A 16492-nucleotide genomic window follows, 5' to 3' on the forward strand; every position below is an offset into this window, starting at 1 on the left:
GGGTATATAGTTAATACCTTTTAAAATATTAATCTGCTGCCTATAAAAATTTTTTGGTTCACCAATAGGTGGTTTTAAATTTTTTATAATTCATTTTTTTTCTTCCTTTGAACGAAAATTAATACATTTATATATATCAATTATTGAACTTTTATTAACACTTACATTTGATCCACCTCCACCATTCCCCCCACGTACAATTGAAGCACCTTCACTTAAAAAACAACCAAACGAAATAAATACAATAAATAAAACAATTTGTTCTATTGACATTAAGTTATCAGTCTTGGCATTAAATACCAATAGCATTAAACCGTTAATAATAGCAAAAGCGATCATAAGCGGACCAAAAAAATAGATATGAAACTTACTCAGACAAATATTGTATTCTGACATCCATCGCCAGAATTTTTTCACATCTTCATCTGGTATCAGATCGTATCTTGGGTCAGGTTGTGCTTCAAAGCACAGCCTTCTTTTCCCTAGGTATATCAAAAAGATACCAAAGAAAAATATAGCCGGTATCCAGAACCAACGACCCAACATGAAATCCAAAAATTGATCAAACATACTGTCCTCTATTTATATAAAAAGTTATCTTGATAAATCCGTACTGTAAAATAGATAAAAAACACACTCCATGTAATAAACCATATACTGCGACCGATTACCCAACAATAGGGTATATAGTTAATACCTTTTAAAATATTAATCTGCTGCCTATAAAAATTTTTTGGTTCACCAATAGGTGGTTTTAAATTTTTTATAATTCATTTTTTTTCTTCCTTTGAACGAAAATTAATACATTTATATATATCAATTATTGAACTTTTATTAACACTTACATTTGATCCACCTCCACCATTCCCCCCACGTACAATTGAAGCACCTTCACTTAAAAAACAACCAAACGAAATAAATACAATAAATAAAACAATTTGTTCTATTGACATTAAGTTATCAGTCTTGGCATTAAATACCAATAGCATTAAACCGTTAATAATAGCAAAAGCGATCATAAGCGGACCAAAAAAATAGATATGAAACTTACTCAGACAAATATTGTATTCTGACATCCATCGCCAGAATTTTTTCACATCTTCATCTGGTATCAGATCGTATCTTGGGTCAGGTTGTGCTTCAAAGCACAGCCTTCTTTTCCCTAGGTATATCAAAAAGATACCAAAGAAAAATATAGCCGGTATCCAGAACCAACGACCCAACATGAAATCCAAAAATTGATCAAACATACTGTCCTCTATTTATATAAAAAGTTATCTTGATAAATCCGTACTGTAAAATAGATAAAAAACACACTCCATGTAATAAACCATATACTGCGACCGATTACCCAACAATAGGGTATATAGTTAATACCTTTTAAAATATTAATCTGCTGCCTATAAAAATTTTTTGGTTCACCAATAGGTGGTTTTAAATTTTTTATAATTCATTTTTTTTCTTCCTTTGAACGAAAATTAATACATTTATATATATCAATTATTGAACTTTTATTAACACTTACATTTGATCCACCTCCACCATTCCCCCCACGTACAATTGAAGCACCTTCACTTAAAAAACAACCAAACGAAATAAATACAATAAATAAAACAATTTGTTCTATTGACATTAAGTTATCAGTCTTGGCATTAAATACCAATAGCATTAAACCGTTAATAATAGCAAAAGCGATCATAAGCGGACCAAAAAAATAGATATGAAACTTACTCAGACAAATATTGTATTCTGACATCCATCGCCAGAATTTTTTCACATCTTCATCTGGGATCAGATCGTATCTTGGGTCTGGTTGTGCTTCAGAGCGTAGCCTTCTTTTCCCTAGGTATATCAGAAAGATACCAAAGAAAAATATAGCCGGTATCCAGAACCAACGACCCGATATGAAATCCAAAAATTGATCAAACATTCGTCCTCCAAAAATAATTTTATCAACGATAAAACAGTGTATTGTAAAAAATATATATAGTTTTTCGCTATCTTTAATGATTAACAGTACGTTAAATATAGTCTGAATTTCTTATGTGCCCTGCAACTTGTGTTTGTCCGGCTTCTCCGATTTAGAAAGATAGCTGCCTTTACAAAATATCGTATCCTTTCCGTATAAATGCAATAGCATATTTGCTACTGAATAATCAAAGTACATCCATTAATTTTGCATAAAAAATTAGACAAATTTTTACAAAACTATATCAGAACAATTAATATCAAAACAATATATTGATTTTCGGTTTTGTACTATTTTTACAACAATTTTTGTCATTAATTTTAAATAAATTTATTTTTAATTCTTCCTTTTCACCCATAACACTGCCCAACCTCAGCCCTAAACTATCATTAACATAACACAAATTAACATTTTCCGTTTTGTTTTTTTAGCTCATTACCATGGCTTCGCCGCCAACCCAACAGACATCGCTCACCGCTTTGCCGATTAGGGTAATTTAGATGCGAATAAATAGTTACTGGACGCTAAAGATCTGAGTTTAAAAGTCTGACTGGTGAGACATGATATTTTCCTTTTAGCTTGAATTATTTAGCCCGCTTTAATTTAGCGTGATGACGGACAGTACTATATTTTGGCTAAAGTTGATGATGGCCGTTTTTTTATTCAGGATAGAGCAAAAGGCAAACCGGCTATTTTATGTTAGGCAATATTTGCTGCGCGTTATTCTGGGCAAGGTATATTAGTCACTTCCCATGCTTCTATTATGGGGTAATTGGCTAAATTCGATTTTTTACTTGGTTTATTCCGTCAGTTATTAAATACCTTAATATTTTTGGAAGTATTATTGGTATTGGTTGTGATTCAGTTATTTGCTTTAATCACGCCTTTATTTTTTCAGGTGGTGATGGACAAGATGTTGGTCCATCATGGGTTCTCTACTTTGGATGTGATTGCTGTTGCCCCACTGGTGGTGACTTTATTTGATGTGGTATGGAGGAGCTTACGTATTTATATTTTTGCTCATATAATTTCGCGTATTGATGTGGAACTGGAAGCATAGCTGTTTCGTCATTTACGGAGTTTACTTCAGGTTTATTTCGAATATTGGCGTGTAGGTGGTACGGTGACACGAGTACAGTAGCTGGAGCAGATCAGTGATTTTTTCAAAGGACAGGCGCTGACTTCGGTTCTGGATTTCTGTTTCTCGTTTATCTTTTTATTAGTCATACGTATTACAGTGGCTGGCTAACACTGGTGGTATTGGTGTCGTTACTGTGCTATGCGTTCTGGTCGGCCACTGTCAGTCCTGTATTGTGTACGCTTTTAAATGATAAGTTTGAGCTAGTACATATTGATACATCCCATTCTGTTTTCGATTTTATTTTGCTAAAACAGAAATCAGGATATTTATTTGCCAGCAGTCTTCAGCTGTTTCAAAATCATGTTTTAAAAAGATAAAACTGGCTAATAGCAATTTTTAGCCTGCACTGACACCTAAAAAATTGAATTTATAAATATATAAATATAAAGTTTGGTTGTACAGCTTCGCCAAATACATTTCTACTCCAGTTGACACTAAACTGCCAAATGTTAAAAACATGCTCACTTGGAATCAGTAACTGCGTGCCATTGGTTTCCGTAATGATTACCGCTCTTATGATGCTGATGTATTTTATGCAGCCAATGGTCAGCCACTACCACGAGCACCGCACAATCTCTCTAAACTAGATTATCAGTTAAATGGAAAGTTATATCTACTGAAAGACTATTTAAAGCGCAATAATGTCAATGGAATGATGGTAAGGTGGTATGGGATTATTACGCCAATGACAACAACCCTACTACATTGTGGACATCTCGTTCTGTGGGCAAATCAGTTGTTTCTACCTTGGTAGGTGTCGCGCTAAAAGAAGGTAAAATCAAATCGCTGGATGATGAAGTGGTGAAATACAATCACGATGTACGCGGCACGGCATGGGAACATGTTACCATTCGCCAACTGCTTCAGCACACTTCAGGTGTGAGCTGGAATGAAGATTATACCAACCCGCAATCAGATTTCTCTCAGCTTACCCAGTGTGAGGCTCATCCGAATACTTATGCCTGTGTTAACAATCTGGTCAAAGATCCGAAACGCAAAGCTTATGCCAAACCGGGAAAAGCTTGGTCGTATTCTTCAGGCGGAGCATGGTAACTGGGCGATACATTGGAAAAAGCCACAGGTGTAAGTATTGCCAAATATCTTCAGGACAAAATCTGGCAGCCATATGGCATGAACCGAGACGGTGTATGGCACAGCTATGCAGTGGGCAAACATGATGTTGGTGCTCATGGTTTTAATGCCACGCTTGAGGATTGGGGTAAATTCGGCCTGTTTGTGATGAATAACGGTATATTGCCCAATGGTAAACAAATTTTGCCCCAAAACTGGGTGAAAGATGCACGTAACTGGAATAAAGCTAAAAATTCTGTCAGCAAACTACATCCTGAAGGTACTTATGGTTATGAATGGTGGAATAACAGCATTCCAGCCACAGCAACTAATGTTGCGCCCAAAACAGGTTTGAACAATCAAGACAGTATGTGGGCATTAGGTATTTACGGGCAGATTATTATGGTTAATCAGGCACAGAAACTGGTTATCGTACAATGGTCAACATGGCCTAAAGCTGAGCCATCCATGCTGGAGCAGCCATTGGAAGCATCGCTAATGTTTAATGCTATTGCTAATAAACTGGCTTTGTAACTGTTATTATTAAGCTTAATATATATCTGCACCAGATAACTGTCAGGCAGTTTCTGGTGCTTTTCATTCAACACATAACTTAATGGCAAATACTGATTATGGCAGAAGAAATTGAACGTAAATTTCTGGTAGAAGGTAATGGCTGGCGGGGATTGGCACCTGCTATATATTTTTGTCAGGGCTATCTGTCTACTATCAAGGAGCGAACTGTACGTGTCCGTGTCTGTGATACTCAAGCCTGGCTCACCATTAAAAGTACTAATCAAGGCATTACGCGAACTGAATTTGAATATTCGATACCTGTTGAAGACGCTCAGCATATGCTACGTTATATGGTTGAACAGCCAGTAATTGAAAAATACCGATATCACATACGCTTAAATAGTCTTGTATGGGAAGTAGATGAATTTTTAGGTGCCAATCAGGGGCTGATTGTGGCTGAAGTTGAATTGAGTCACGCGAATCAGCAGATTGTTTTACCTGACTGGATTGGACAGGAAGTTTCAGATGATCCTCGCTATTACAATAGCAATCTGGTCAGTCTGCCGTTTACATTATGGTAAATACACCATAATTGTACGGTGAGGCAAACTGATCAGATGAGCAACAATTTATACTTCACCCAATAACTGTTCTCGAGTTAGCAGGAACACAAAACCATCACCACCACTGGTGGACATCCATGTAAATGGTAGTTCGGGAAATGCCTGCTCCAGTACTTCGCGGTTATGACCAATTTCAACCAGTAATACACCATGCGGATTCAGGTATTTGGCTGCCTGCTGGATAATCTGTCTGGTCGCATCCAGCCCATCAGTACCACTGCCTAGCGCCAGCTCCGGTTCATGTAGGTATTCATCCGGTAATTGCGCCACGGATTCAGCATCGACATAAGGGGGATTAGACACGATTAAATCATAGCTAGTATCGATACCTGTGAATAAATCGGTATGAATCAGGCTAATGCGTTCCTGCAAACCGTAGGACTCAACATTGATGCCAGCCACTTCAAGTGCATCCAGACTAATATCAACAGCATCTATTAGCGCATCCGGATAACAATGTGCCAACTGAATTGCCAGCGCACCACTACCTGTACATAAATCCAGTGCCCTGTGTACCAGCTCATCGTATTCAATCCATGGCTGCAAAGGTTCACCTAAAAGCTCATAGATGAATGAACGCGGTACAATCACCCGTTCATCCACGTAAAATTCGTATTCACCCTGCCAGGCTTGATTAGTAAGATAAGCAACTGGAATTCGTTCGCTAATACGGCGCTGTATCAATTTCAGCAAGACTGATTTTTCTGTTTCCAGCAGGCGTGCATCTAAAAATGGTTCTAGTGTATCCAGTGGTAAATGTAAGGTATGCAGAATCAGATAGGCCGCCTCATCATAGGCACTATCATTACCATGACCATAAAACAGCTCAGCTTCTTCAAATTGGCTTACGGCAAAGCGTAAAAAATCACGTACACTATGCAGTTGCTGCGCTGCTACCTCAAATACAGACATGAATTACTCCGGCAAGAAAATTAAGCGCTGATTATAACAGTTTAACCGGATAACCCAAGATAGTTGACCAATACAGCTGAATGTTTAGTAATGTGGCAGTAAACGACGATTATCGGGATGGCGGATTAACGGCTTAAGCAGGCGACGAAAATGCACCAAAAAAGGCTGGTGGCGCTTATCTCCGACGAGTGCCAGAAAATAATCCTGCACCAACTGAGCCTGCTGCTCCATATTTAGCCGCCCAAGGCTTTTAATGGTGCTTAAAGGCGGATAGCGGTAGGCACGTGCCTGATAATAACCCGCTTTCAGTGTCAGACAGACACCAGCAAGTATAATTGGGAAACCATGCTGATATTGCCAAACATGCATTAATTCATGTATGAACCACGCCTGTCGGCTCAAACTGGTCTGTGTAAAATCATCTGCATAGTAAGCTACTGGAAAAATAATATGATTGCCACAGGTAATGGCTGCATGCGGATGTAGCAGCCACCACGCACCGCAGACAATTTGCACCTGTGACCAATCTGCGGCATTACCCAGAATTTTTCTAACCAGATTCAGTTCATTGCATGTTAGGGGACGTTGCATAATATTATTTCTGACTACCGGTGTTTGTATGCCTGCTGGTAAACCATTGCCAACCATTCCAAACCATAATATAACCGACAACAGCCAGTATTACACCCAGCACAGGCACACCCAAGAGCAAAGGCTTGCCAAAGCAAATTAGCCACTGCCACAGCTCAACGCCCAGATGCCCCATAGTGAAATCGGGAAAAGCTGGCATTTGGTGTCCCCACTGGCCATACATTAATCTGGCACCAATCTGATAGGCACAATAATATAATGGCACATAAGTTAGTGGATTGGTATAAAGTGTAGTTAGCAATGCCAGAGGTAAGTTCGTGCGCACAACATAGGCAACCAGCAAAGCACTGAGCATTTGCGTAGGTCCGGGCATTAAGCCGCAAAACATCCCTACTGCTACAGCCGAAGCTGCACGCTCACGATTCAATTGCCAGTAATACGGGCGATCAAACCAGCGTGCAAAAGGTTTAAACCACGCTGAAGCAAATATTGAGGCCTGAGTAGGCATTTTTTGTCTTAGAGACTGCAACCATTTGGCTATACAACTAAACATTATAATCGCTCAGATAGATCTAAATACCATTTTTCATACCGATTTAAATTTTAAAATAACTTATTTGTTTATCGTCTGCATCAGCTATTAGAGTTTGTGCCCTGATAAATTAGTACACATAGACATCTGTTTTGGCTCAAGTTGAGATTCTATTTGTTTTGTCTTAGTTTTAACATGTGAATACTGTTTATTTGAAAATAAATCACTCCCAATTCTTTGTACGGTGTTTCTTTTTAACCAATACATAGACAGCACCATCATTGCGTTCATTTGGCTGCGCATAGGCCAGCACCTCCGGATGAGCCATCAGCCAGCGTCGTACCAGCGTTTTTAAAACCGGCTGAAAATCTCTCGACCCCAGCCCGCTGCCATGAACTATCTCGCCCACTACACCATATTGCTGAATATAATAAATAAATTCATTCAGCACTTGCTGTGCTTCTTCCTGACGATAGCCATGTAAATCAACATAAGCCACAATCGGCCAATGTTTGGACTGTAGACGCTGGATATCAGCCTTTCCACGACCATTTTTACTGAACACTGCCGGTGCTGCATCCTGCTGATTTTCACCAATGTAAAAATAGCTGGCATGGTTAAGTGATTCTTCCTGTTGCGATCGCGGTTTAATCGGAGCATTGTCACGCGGATGCTGAAACTGATTTCTAGCCTTTAATGGAATGACATCCTTACCCATCGCTTCAGTAAAGCTAATATCTGTCTGTTGCTTTTGTGCAGCTTTTATCTGCTTTTGCTGCTCTTGGGCTAAGCGATTAGCTTTAGCCTGTTTACCCAGTTGCTGCAATTGATCCTGAAAAGAGTGTTTAGCCATACGAGTAACCATTTATATATAAATACCATTTCCATGATTTTAACAGAGCCGCAAACTGTATACTAAGCTTGACTTTTATTAACTTTTTGACCAAAGAAGATAGGATTCATGCCGATTTTCAGTTATCCTAACACGGTATTGGATATATTCATTCGGGAATAGATTTTATGACAGCAAATAATGTGTCTTTATGTTCAGGCAAAGAAACTGATGTCATTATTGTTGGAGCTGGTCCTGCCGGACTAAGTCTGGCGCGCGCGCTGGCTCCTTCAGGACTGTCAATTACTGTGATAGAAAAACAGGAACTGACTACGCTAGCACAACCACCTTTTGATGGCAGAGAAATAGCTCTGACACATTATTCAAAGGAATTGATGCAACAGTTGGATATGTGGGAGAAAATTCCAGCCGATGAAATTTATCCCCTGCGCGATGCCAAAGTAATAAATGGCAGCTCCAATTATCAGCTACACTTTGAGCAACCGACCATGGCTCGCGGCAAACCTGCCAACTCACTAGGTTTTCTCATCAGTAATCATCATATACGGCGTGCTGCATATGAAGCTGTACAATCATTTCACAATGTCAATTTCATAACCGGACACAGTATTGTTGACGTAAGAAATGAAGCTGCCAATCAGATCGAAGCCACTCTTGATAATGGCCAGACTATCTGCGCAAAACTACTGATTGCTGCCGACAGCCGTTTTTCCAATACACGCCGCCAGCTAGGTATTTCTGCTCAGATTCATGATTTCGGGCGTACAGTTATTGTTTTCCGCATGCGCCATACCTTGAGTAATCAACATACTGCTTTGGAATGTTTCCACTACGGCCGTACTCTTGCCTTGCTACCATTGGAAGAAAACCTCACAAACTGTGTGGTAACGATTAACAACGAACATGCGGGTGAAATTCTGGATATGTCTCCCTTGCAGCTGGCAGCAGATATTACCAAACAGCTAAAAAGAAAACTTGGTGAAATGCATCTTGTCAGTACCATTCATCACTATCCGCTTGTCGGCGTTCATGCCAACGCATTTTACGCTCAGCGCAGCGCTTTAATTGGTGATGTTGCTGTTGGTATGCATCCGGTAACAGCACACGGTTTTAATCTGGGATTAAGTGGTGTGAACATATTAGCCAAACTAATTAATGAAGCTGTAGACAAAGGCAAAGATATTGCCAGTCAATCCTTACTAGCACAGTACCAGAGACAACATATGCCACACACCCGTATACTGTATCATGGTACAAATGCGATGGTATCTTTGTTTACCAATGACAGCCAACCAGCGCGCCTGATTCGCTCATTGGTATTACGTATCAGCAATAATATGCCGCCAGTAAAAAAACTGATTAGCAAACAGTTAACCGGCTAATCAATATTAATAACTAATGGATTAAATGCCTGCTTTCAGCAAACGCTAGCAGGCATTTTTACGTTGATGTTATACCGACCTAAATCAAACCGTTATTGATTTGTTGCAGCACCTCAGCTGGATTTTCACTTCGAGTAATCGGCCGCCCCATTACTAGATAGCTGCTACCAGCAGCCAGAGCTGCTTTAGGCGCCATAATTCGACGCTGATCATCCTCAATTGCATCGTGCAAGCGTATACCGGGTGTAATCAGTAAAAATTCTTCTCCCAATTGCTGGCGTAACAAGGAGGCTTCCTGAGCAGAACAAACCACCCCATCCAGTCCTGATTGGCGAGTGAGTTCTGCCAGACGCATTACCACTTCCTCTATTGGCGAACTCAAACCTGTTTCAGCCAATTCAGCCTGCGTCATGCTGGTTAAAACCGTCACCGCAATCAATAATGGTGGCTGGCTGCAATTGCTCACAGCTTCGGCAGCAGCCTCCATCATTCTGCGCCCTCCCGAAGCATGCATGTCTACCATCCATACCCCCATATCAGCAGCCACTTTACAGGCGGAAGCAACGGTATTAGGAATATCATGATATTTTAAATCCAGAAAAACCCGATAGCCTTGTAATACCAGTTGTTCTACCAGATAGCGCCCAGTGGCAGTGAATAACTCCTTGCCGATTTTAAGTTGGCACAAATTCGGATTCAGCTGCTGTACAAAGTCCAGTGTTGATTCGGCATTGGCAAAATCAAGTGCCACAATCACTGGTTTTGCTGGCTGATTAATCAGTGTGGTATCAAGCATTAATGGATTCATATTATTCGGAAATAGCAAGTAAATAAAAGAGGCAGCTACTCAAATTTATAAAATATCAATTGTAATTTAAGTAGTGAATTTCATTGATCAATGCAGGATACAGCCAGAGCTGACTGGCCGATCCAAAGCTTATTAGAAGATTTAAACATCAATACGATTAGGCGTAAATGTTTCCCATTTATTACAGGCCGGACAGTGCCAGAAATAAACCTGTGACTTAAAATGGCAATGGCGGCAGCGGTACATCACAGATTTCTGCATCTGCATGCCCACTACCGAACGCATCATATCAACATCAACTTTCCATTTCGGATTAATATTGCTCTGCAATACCCCTAATAAACGGTACGTTCCGGTAAGAGTAGGTCTGCGTCGCACCAAATCAATAACGATTTCTCTGGCTCTGTCTTCACCAAAGACAGGCAGAGATTTTTCATAAATCACGCCAGACAGATCCAGCTGCGGGAAAGTCTGCGCAAAGCCAATCAATACCTCAATTCCATCAGCTGCTTTCTGTAAACCATCATAAGCATCATACAAGCGTTCACCTACCAGACTCAGATACTCATAATTCTGCTTTTCGATAGCACTATAGGCATCTATTGCAGCCTGATAATTCTGCTGTTTCAGTTCAACATCACCCATAATCATATTGGCACGACTGCATTTGCGGTTTACAGCCAGCGCCTGAAAAATATATTCACGCGCTTTATTGTATTCAGACTGATACAAAGCCAGTTGTGCCAGTTCACAATAAAACTGAGCAATCTCAAATTGATAAGTCTGGTCACCGGTGCTGAGTTCCTCAGCCAGCTTAATGGCTTTTTCCCAATCACGATCCTGCTGATAAATATTCAGCAGTATCTGCCGCGCCTGTTTGGCTTTACTGCCATTAAGTAAGCCAACCAGTATCTGTTCAGCACGATCGACCAGACCGGCAGCCTGATAATCCTGACCAAGCTCAAAGGCTACTGTATCACGACGTTCTGCAATGGTTTCTGGCAATTGCAACAAACTCTGGTGCAGGGCAATGGCTTTATCGTTTTCACCGCGTTGGCGATATAGCTTGCCCAAAGTCAAATGCAGCTCGTAAGTGCTTTGGCGAGCATCATTCTGCTGATCTACCACTTCTGCCAGCTCCCGCACTGCTACCGCACTTTTACGCTCCACTAGAGCATCCAGACTTTTATAAAATCCATCCGGAATGGCTTTCGCCTGCTTCAGCACCGCACGCATATCCACACGTGCAGCAAACCACCCCATAGCGAAAAATACCGGTAACAGAATAACTGGTGCCAGCCACATCCAGAAATCATTACTATCCATACTAATTGCTTGCCTTCATCTGCTTAGTATTATTGGTTTCTGCCGCTGTGGTGGTAACGACAATATTATCTGTTGGCACAGACTGGCTGGCAGCTTTAGCCTGTTTATTAAGTTGATTCTGCAACTGATTAACCTGACTGCGCAGGTGCAGCAGACGACCAAACATAGCAAAAACACCGAAAACCGCACCGATAATAAAAAATATCAGCAACAGTACAATTAACGGTAAATTCACCATCTGCCCAGGCAGATAATTAAATGCAATCAATTGGGTGTTGCTAACAGTCAGTAATAATAACGCCAGCAATACCACTATTTTTATTAATGTATAAATAATCTTCATGCTTATCCACCCTGTAATATACTGTTTTATGAAAAAACAATTATATGCCAGATACCATCCTGTTTATCCAAGAAGCAACACAGTTTAAACGATTTCACTACTTTTTAGCAAAAACTGTCCTTGTTTTCAGCATTGGCAAGTAAAATAGGCAGTGTATAATATTTATGTTTACATAAAGTAACAGCAGCCACTGGCTAAAACTAAGACCATAGGCTGCTTTTACCATTTTTTGTACTGCCCAAGTCATCAGCTCTGCCTCGCCCTATCCATTGCAAGACAGAGTTCCGGCCACGCAGCTTAATGTCTTATTTTGGAGAAGTTTTACTATGTCTATGGCCGATCGCGACGGTTTTATCTGGTTTAACGGCAATCTTGTTGACTGGCGCAATGCCAAAACCCATGTATTAACCCACACATTACATTATGGCATGGGTGTTTTTGAAGGCGTACGTGCTTATGAAGCTCAGCAAGGAACTGCCATTTTTCGTTTACAGGATCACACCAAACGCTTGTTTAATTCAGCTAAAATTACCGGCATGAACCTGCCCTTCTCGCCGGAACAGATTAATCAGGCGCATATTGAAGTAGTTAAAGCCAACAAACTGAATTCATGCTATTTTCGTCCAATGGCTTTTTACGGTTCGAACAAACTAGGCGTGGGTCCAGATCTGAATGACGTACAGGTAATTGTTGCTGCCTGGCCGTGGGGTGCCTATCTGGGTGAAGAAGGCATGCAGCGTGGGATTCGCGTACAAGTCAGCTCATTTACCCGTCATCATCCAAATATCACCATGATTAAGGCCAAAGCCAATGGCAATTACATGAATTCCATCATGGCGAATACTGAGGCAACACGCAATGGTTACGATGAGGCCATCATGCTGGATGCAAATGGTTTTGTAGCCGAGGGTTCGGGCGAAAATATCTTTATTGTCAATGATGGCAAACTCTATACTCCGGCACTGGATGCTGCTCTAGACGGAATTACCCGCCGTACTGTAATGGCAATTGCCGCCGATATGCAGTTATCTGTCACTGAAAAACGCATTACCCGTGATGAAGTCTATTGCGCTGATGAAGTATTTTTCACAGGCACGGCTGCTGAAGTCACACCAATCCGTGAAGTGGATGGTCGTGTTATCGGCTGTGGCGCCCGAGGTTCGTTAACCACTGAAATTCAGCAACGTTATTTTGAAATTGTACATGGCAAAAATGCCAAGTATGAATCTTGGTTAACTTATATCGACTAAGCAGCAAGCAGCAGGCCTGATTAACAAAATATTAATTGTAATCAGGCCTGTTTCGCATAATAGTTCTGAACATATCCAAGGAAATATAATGAATACTACTGCCCAGCCCGTTACCACCATCACTCCACATGATTTACCCCTGATCTGTACCGGCCCAGAAAACGAAACATGGAACGGTCATCCACGGGTGTTTTTACCAATTCAATCAAACAGCAGCATCGAATGTCCTTATTGTGGCAAGCAATATCATCTGCATGGCATTGCTGAAAATCATCATTAAAATTTACCATTTGACAGCACTGTAGACAAAATACCTTCTTGTCGAGTCAATGCCGGAAGATTTAATCATCTGCGGGTATTGTGGTACAGTTACTACCATCGTTTCATCCCAGCATTGCTACAATAATAAGGAATTGTCATGACAGAACTCACACACAGCCGCTTAATTATTCTTGGTTCCGGGCCGGCAGGATATACCGCTGCCGTTTATGCTGCCCGTGCCGGCTTAAAACCTACTCTGATTACCGGCATGGCACAGGGTGGTCAATTAATGACAACAACCGAAGTAGATAACTGGCCGGCTGATGTCAATGGTGTACAGGGGCCTGAGCTGATGCAACGTTTTCTCGAACACGCTCAACGCTTTGGCACCAACATGATTTTCGATCACATCAATCAGGTGGATTTACAGCATCGCCCGTTCACCCTTACCGGAGATATGGGCAGCTATAGCTGTGATGCTCTTATCATCGCCACAGGTGCGTCAGCCAAATATCTAGGCTTACCCAGCGAAGAAGCTTTTGCAGGACGGGGAGTTTCAGCCTGTGCCACCTGTGATGGTTTTTTCTATAAAGATCAGGATGTAGCTGTAGTTGGCGGAGGCAATACTGCAATTGAGGAAGCTCTGTATCTGGCCAATATCGCGCGTACTGTTACCATTATTCATCGGCGAGACAGCTTCCGAGCCGAAAAAATTATGATAGATAAACTGCTGGAACGGGTAAAAGAAGGCAAAATCATTCTTAAGCTCAATGCCACCGTAGATGAAATTCTCGGTGACGACAGCGGTGTCAATGCTGTACGTATTAATTACGCCGGAAATGAAAGCGAAGTTCTTGCCATAACCGGCATCTTCATTGCTATCGGTCATCAACCAAATACACAGATATTCAAAGGGCAGCTGGATATGGATGCTACCGGCTATCTGATTACCAAAGGTGGTAATGAAGGCAATGTGGGTGCAACCAATATCCCGGGTGTATTTGCCGCCGGTGATGTTAAAGACCACATATACCGTCAAGCCATTACCAGCGCAGCATCTGGGTGTCAGGCGGCACTGGATGCCGATCATTACCTCTCTGGATTATACAGCTGATTATTTTAATTATCAGAAAACCAGCCAGCTGAGTATCTTTCAGCTGGCCGGTTTTAAAGCTTTTACTTTATCCAAGCATTTCGCGTAAAATTAAATATTAGTTATAATGCGCCCTTTAAGCTAAACACAAATCACGTTCAAGGATAATAATTATGGGCTTTTTGCAAGGCAAAAAAATCCTCATCACTGGTATGATTTCTGAACGCTCTATTGCCTATGGTATTGCCAAAGCCTGCCATGAACAGGGGGCAGAACTGGCCTTTACCTATGTAGTGGACAAGCTAGAAGAGCGGGTTCGCAAAATGGCAGCCGAACTTGGTTCTGAACTGGTGTATCGTTGTGATGTACAAAGTGATGAAGAAATCAACCAGTTGTTTGCTGATTTAGGTCAAAGCTGGTCACAACTAGACGGACTGGTACACGCCATTGCTTTTGCTCCTAAAGAAGCTCTGAATGGGGATTTTCTGGACAGCATCACACGTGAAGCATTTATGACAGCTCACGAAGTATCTGCTTATAGCCTGCCTGCACTGGCTAAGGCTGCACGACCATTAATGAGCGGACATAACAGCTCTATTCTGGCACTTACCTATCTGGGGGCTGTACGCGCTATTCCTAATTACAATGTGATGGGTATGGCCAAAGCTTCACTTGAAGCCGGTATTCGCTTTACTGCGGCCTGTCTGGGACAGGAAGGTATTCGCTGCAATGGCATCTCAGCCGGCCCGATTAAAACACTGGCTGCCTCAGGCATTGCTAATTTCAGCCGTCTGCTGGCGCATGTTTCAGCACAAAATCCGATTCGCCGCAATATCACCATCGAAGAGGTCGGCAATACCGCTGCCTTCCTATTGTCAGATCTGGCTTCTGGCATCACCGGCGAAATCACCTATGTTGATGGTGGCTACAGTATTAATGCTTTGGGTGTACCAGAAGATTTAGTGAGTACGCATAACAGCTGATGCATAACATCCATTTAAGCTGTCTGAATATTCTTTCAGGCAGCTTTTATTATTTTTACATTACATAACTCTGCTCATGTTTGCCTGCCTATTTAATCGCGCTACCATGAAAAAACTAGATATTTTATTTGAAGCCAGCCAAGGAGGCTGATATGAAATTTTTTGAACAGTTCAAAGCTTTTTTATTGCGTGGCAATGTAATTGATCTGGCTGTCGGTATGGTAGTAGGTACTGCATTTACCAATATGGTCAAATCACTGGTAGACAATGTCATTATGCCACCAATCGGATTATTGATTGGCGGAGTGGATTTTTCCAATCTGTTTTTTACTTTGCGCAATGGTTCAAAATCGCCCGGCCCTTATGAAACGCTTGGTGCCGCACAGGCTGCCGGAGCCGTAACCCTGAATATTGGCTTATTTATTAACACCGTTATCAGCCTGATTATTGTAGGCTTCGCCATTTTTATGGTTGTTAAAGCAATTAATAAGCTGCATAAAAATCCCCCGCCCAAAACCACGACTAAACAGTGCCCACAATGCTGTACCGAAATTCCGCTTGAGGCCAAGCGCTGCCCGAACTGCACATCTGAGCTAAGTTAATCCAGATCATTATTTTGCTTTAAAACGTCGTGTACACTTCACATCAGCTAAAATTTATTTTGTTTAGAATATTCAAAAGCTACATATTGCCGTAGCTTTTTTTATGCCCGAAGACATGGTGTATGCTCCAATGAATTATGTACAGAAAGCTAGATGTAACTAATCAACCTGATTACTACACATTACAGCCTAACGGACATAATCAAACAAAGAAAAATTAAACCAGATTATCAGGA

At 41.2% G+C, this 16492-nt stretch carries 17 protein-coding genes and 2 pseudogenes; 9 read left to right on the forward strand and 10 right to left on the reverse strand.

The features are described 5' to 3' along the window. Positions 1-90: 90 nt before the first annotated feature. From J6578_RS01125 to J6578_RS01135, 3 genes are all read right to left on the reverse strand, one after another. Positions 91-570 (reverse strand): hypothetical protein, encoded by a 480-nt coding sequence (locus J6578_RS01125; protein ID WP_287953700.1) that lies wholly within the window; start codon positions 568-570, stop codon positions 91-93. 200 nt (positions 571-770) lie between these two features. Further along, positions 771-1250 carry a hypothetical protein gene (locus J6578_RS01130; RefSeq protein ID WP_287953700.1) on the reverse strand — a complete coding sequence of 160 codons (480 nt, stop codon included), beginning with the start codon at positions 1248-1250 and terminating at the stop codon, positions 771-773. Positions 1251-1450: 200 nt separating this feature from the next. Further along, positions 1451-1930: a hypothetical protein gene (locus J6578_RS01135; RefSeq protein ID WP_287953701.1), complete on the reverse strand. Its 480-nt coding sequence runs from the start codon at positions 1928-1930 to the stop codon at positions 1451-1453. Positions 1931-2354: 424 nt separating this feature from the next. Between J6578_RS01135 and J6578_RS01140 the strand changes: the two are divergent. The 3 genes and pseudogenes from J6578_RS01140 to J6578_RS01150 all read left to right on the forward strand — a co-directional run. Continuing rightward, positions 2355-3307, forward strand: a pseudogene (locus J6578_RS01140) (ABC transporter transmembrane domain-containing protein); the annotation flags it as partial. Positions 3308-3770: 463 nt separating this feature from the next. Further along, positions 3771-4715: pseudogene (locus J6578_RS01145) on the forward strand (serine hydrolase domain-containing protein); the annotation flags it as partial. A 98-nt stretch (positions 4716-4813) separates the two neighbouring features. Then, entirely contained in the window at positions 4814-5278 is a 465-nt protein-coding gene (locus J6578_RS01150) for a CYTH domain-containing protein (RefSeq protein WP_239423354.1), read from the forward strand. 48 nt (positions 5279-5326) lie between these two features. Here J6578_RS01150 and prmB read toward each other — a convergent pair whose 3' ends face one another. The 4 genes from prmB to J6578_RS01170 form a co-directional block, all read right to left on the reverse strand. Next, positions 5327-6232, reverse strand: coding sequence for a 50S ribosomal protein L3 N(5)-glutamine methyltransferase (prmB, locus tag J6578_RS01155; RefSeq protein WP_287950424.1), 906 nt, complete (start codon positions 6230-6232; stop codon positions 5327-5329). Between the two features lie 84 nt (positions 6233-6316). Continuing rightward, entirely contained in the window at positions 6317-6823 is a 507-nt protein-coding gene (locus J6578_RS01160; protein WP_287950423.1) for a DUF4157 domain-containing protein, read from the reverse strand. A gap of 4 nt (positions 6824-6827) precedes the next feature. Continuing rightward, entirely contained in the window at positions 6828-7331 is a 504-nt protein-coding gene (locus J6578_RS01165; protein ID WP_287950422.1) for a DUF2062 domain-containing protein, read from the reverse strand. Positions 7332-7578: 247 nt separating this feature from the next. Next, positions 7579-8208 (reverse strand): Smr/MutS family protein, encoded by a 630-nt coding sequence (locus tag J6578_RS01170; protein ID WP_287950421.1) that lies wholly within the window; start codon positions 8206-8208, stop codon positions 7579-7581. A 167-nt stretch (positions 8209-8375) separates the two neighbouring features. On the opposite strand from J6578_RS01170, the gene ubiM reads away from it, so the two are divergent. Then, positions 8376-9590 (forward strand): 5-demethoxyubiquinol-8 5-hydroxylase UbiM, encoded by a 1215-nt coding sequence (gene ubiM / locus J6578_RS01175; protein WP_287953703.1) that lies wholly within the window; start codon positions 8376-8378, stop codon positions 9588-9590. Positions 9591-9669: 79 nt separating this feature from the next. Here ubiM and pyrF read toward each other — a convergent pair whose 3' ends face one another. The 3 genes from pyrF to J6578_RS01190 form a co-directional block, all read right to left on the reverse strand. After that, complete coding sequence (gene pyrF, locus J6578_RS01180; protein ID WP_093090675.1) at positions 9670-10398, reverse strand: orotidine-5'-phosphate decarboxylase; 729 nt, start codon at positions 10396-10398, stop codon at positions 9670-9672. A gap of 141 nt (positions 10399-10539) precedes the next feature. Next, positions 10540-11724, reverse strand: coding sequence for a lipopolysaccharide assembly protein LapB (gene lapB / locus J6578_RS01185; protein WP_093090677.1), 1185 nt, complete (start codon positions 11722-11724; stop codon positions 10540-10542). Between the two features lies 1 nt (position 11725). Next, a complete protein-coding gene (locus tag J6578_RS01190; RefSeq protein ID WP_080701853.1) occupies positions 11726-12067 on the reverse strand; it encodes a LapA family protein in 342 nt (113 codons plus the stop codon). A gap of 326 nt (positions 12068-12393) precedes the next feature. Between J6578_RS01190 and J6578_RS01195 the strand changes: the two genes are divergently transcribed. The 5 genes from J6578_RS01195 (at position 12394) to mscL (ending at position 16256) form a co-directional block, all read left to right on the forward strand. Beyond that, positions 12394-13317 (forward strand): branched-chain amino acid transaminase, encoded by a 924-nt coding sequence (locus J6578_RS01195; protein ID WP_037491688.1) that lies wholly within the window; start codon positions 12394-12396, stop codon positions 13315-13317. A gap of 88 nt (positions 13318-13405) precedes the next feature. Beyond that, the gene (locus J6578_RS01200) at positions 13406-13597 is read left to right on the forward strand and encodes a zinc-finger domain-containing protein (RefSeq protein ID WP_037491685.1); all 192 of its coding nucleotides are present in this window, start codon (positions 13406-13408) and stop codon (positions 13595-13597) included. A gap of 138 nt (positions 13598-13735) precedes the next feature. Further along, positions 13736-14692 (forward strand): thioredoxin-disulfide reductase, encoded by a 957-nt coding sequence (trxB, locus tag J6578_RS01205; protein ID WP_093090681.1) that lies wholly within the window; start codon positions 13736-13738, stop codon positions 14690-14692. Positions 14693-14844: 152 nt separating this feature from the next. After that, a complete protein-coding gene (gene fabI / locus J6578_RS01210; protein ID WP_037405736.1) occupies positions 14845-15654 on the forward strand; it encodes an enoyl-ACP reductase FabI in 810 nt (269 codons plus the stop codon). Positions 15655-15806: 152 nt separating this feature from the next. Then, positions 15807-16256, forward strand: coding sequence for a large conductance mechanosensitive channel protein MscL (gene mscL / locus J6578_RS01215; protein WP_093090683.1), 450 nt, complete (start codon positions 15807-15809; stop codon positions 16254-16256). The last annotated feature ends 236 nt before the right edge of the window (positions 16257-16492 follow it).

Source organism: Snodgrassella sp. (assembly GCF_024103505.1).
Lineage (GTDB): Bacteria > Pseudomonadota > Gammaproteobacteria > Burkholderiales > Neisseriaceae > Snodgrassella > Snodgrassella communis.

Bases quoted from the DNA above. Each gene is read 5' to 3' on its own strand.
- J6578_RS01165 (WP_287950422.1), bottom strand. From the start codon at position 7,331: ATGCCTACTCAGGCCTCAATATTTGCTTCAGCGTGGTTTAAACCTTTT.
- fabI (WP_037405736.1), top strand. From the start codon at position 14,845: ATGGGCTTTTTGCAAGGCAAAAAAATCCTCATCACTGGTATGATTTCT.
- J6578_RS01160 (WP_287950423.1), bottom strand. From the start codon at position 6,823: ATGCAACGTCCCCTAACATGCAATGAACTGAATCTGGTTAGAAAAATT.
- pyrF (WP_093090675.1), bottom strand. From the start codon at position 10,398: ATGAATCCATTAATGCTTGATACCACACTGATTAATCAGCCAGCAAAA.
- trxB (WP_093090681.1), top strand. From the start codon at position 13,736: ATGACAGAACTCACACACAGCCGCTTAATTATTCTTGGTTCCGGGCCG.
- J6578_RS01170 (WP_287950421.1), bottom strand. From the start codon at position 8,208: ATGGCTAAACACTCTTTTCAGGATCAATTGCAGCAACTGGGTAAACAG.
- J6578_RS01195 (WP_037491688.1), top strand. From the start codon at position 12,394: ATGTCTATGGCCGATCGCGACGGTTTTATCTGGTTTAACGGCAATCTT.
- J6578_RS01130 (WP_287953700.1), bottom strand. From the start codon at position 1,250: ATGTTTGATCAATTTTTGGATTTCATGTTGGGTCGTTGGTTCTGGATA.
- J6578_RS01190 (WP_080701853.1), bottom strand. From the start codon at position 12,067: ATGAAGATTATTTATACATTAATAAAAATAGTGGTATTGCTGGCGTTA.
- J6578_RS01125 (WP_287953700.1), bottom strand. From the start codon at position 570: ATGTTTGATCAATTTTTGGATTTCATGTTGGGTCGTTGGTTCTGGATA.
- J6578_RS01200 (WP_037491685.1), top strand. From the start codon at position 13,406: ATGAATACTACTGCCCAGCCCGTTACCACCATCACTCCACATGATTTA.
- lapB (WP_093090677.1), bottom strand. From the start codon at position 11,724: ATGGATAGTAATGATTTCTGGATGTGGCTGGCACCAGTTATTCTGTTA.
- J6578_RS01135 (WP_287953701.1), bottom strand. From the start codon at position 1,930: ATGTTTGATCAATTTTTGGATTTCATATCGGGTCGTTGGTTCTGGATA.
- ubiM (WP_287953703.1), top strand. From the start codon at position 8,376: ATGACAGCAAATAATGTGTCTTTATGTTCAGGCAAAGAAACTGATGTC.
- mscL (WP_093090683.1), top strand. From the start codon at position 15,807: ATGAAATTTTTTGAACAGTTCAAAGCTTTTTTATTGCGTGGCAATGTA.
- prmB (WP_287950424.1), bottom strand. From the start codon at position 6,232: ATGTCTGTATTTGAGGTAGCAGCGCAGCAACTGCATAGTGTACGTGAT.
- J6578_RS01150 (WP_239423354.1), top strand. From the start codon at position 4,814: ATGGCAGAAGAAATTGAACGTAAATTTCTGGTAGAAGGTAATGGCTGG.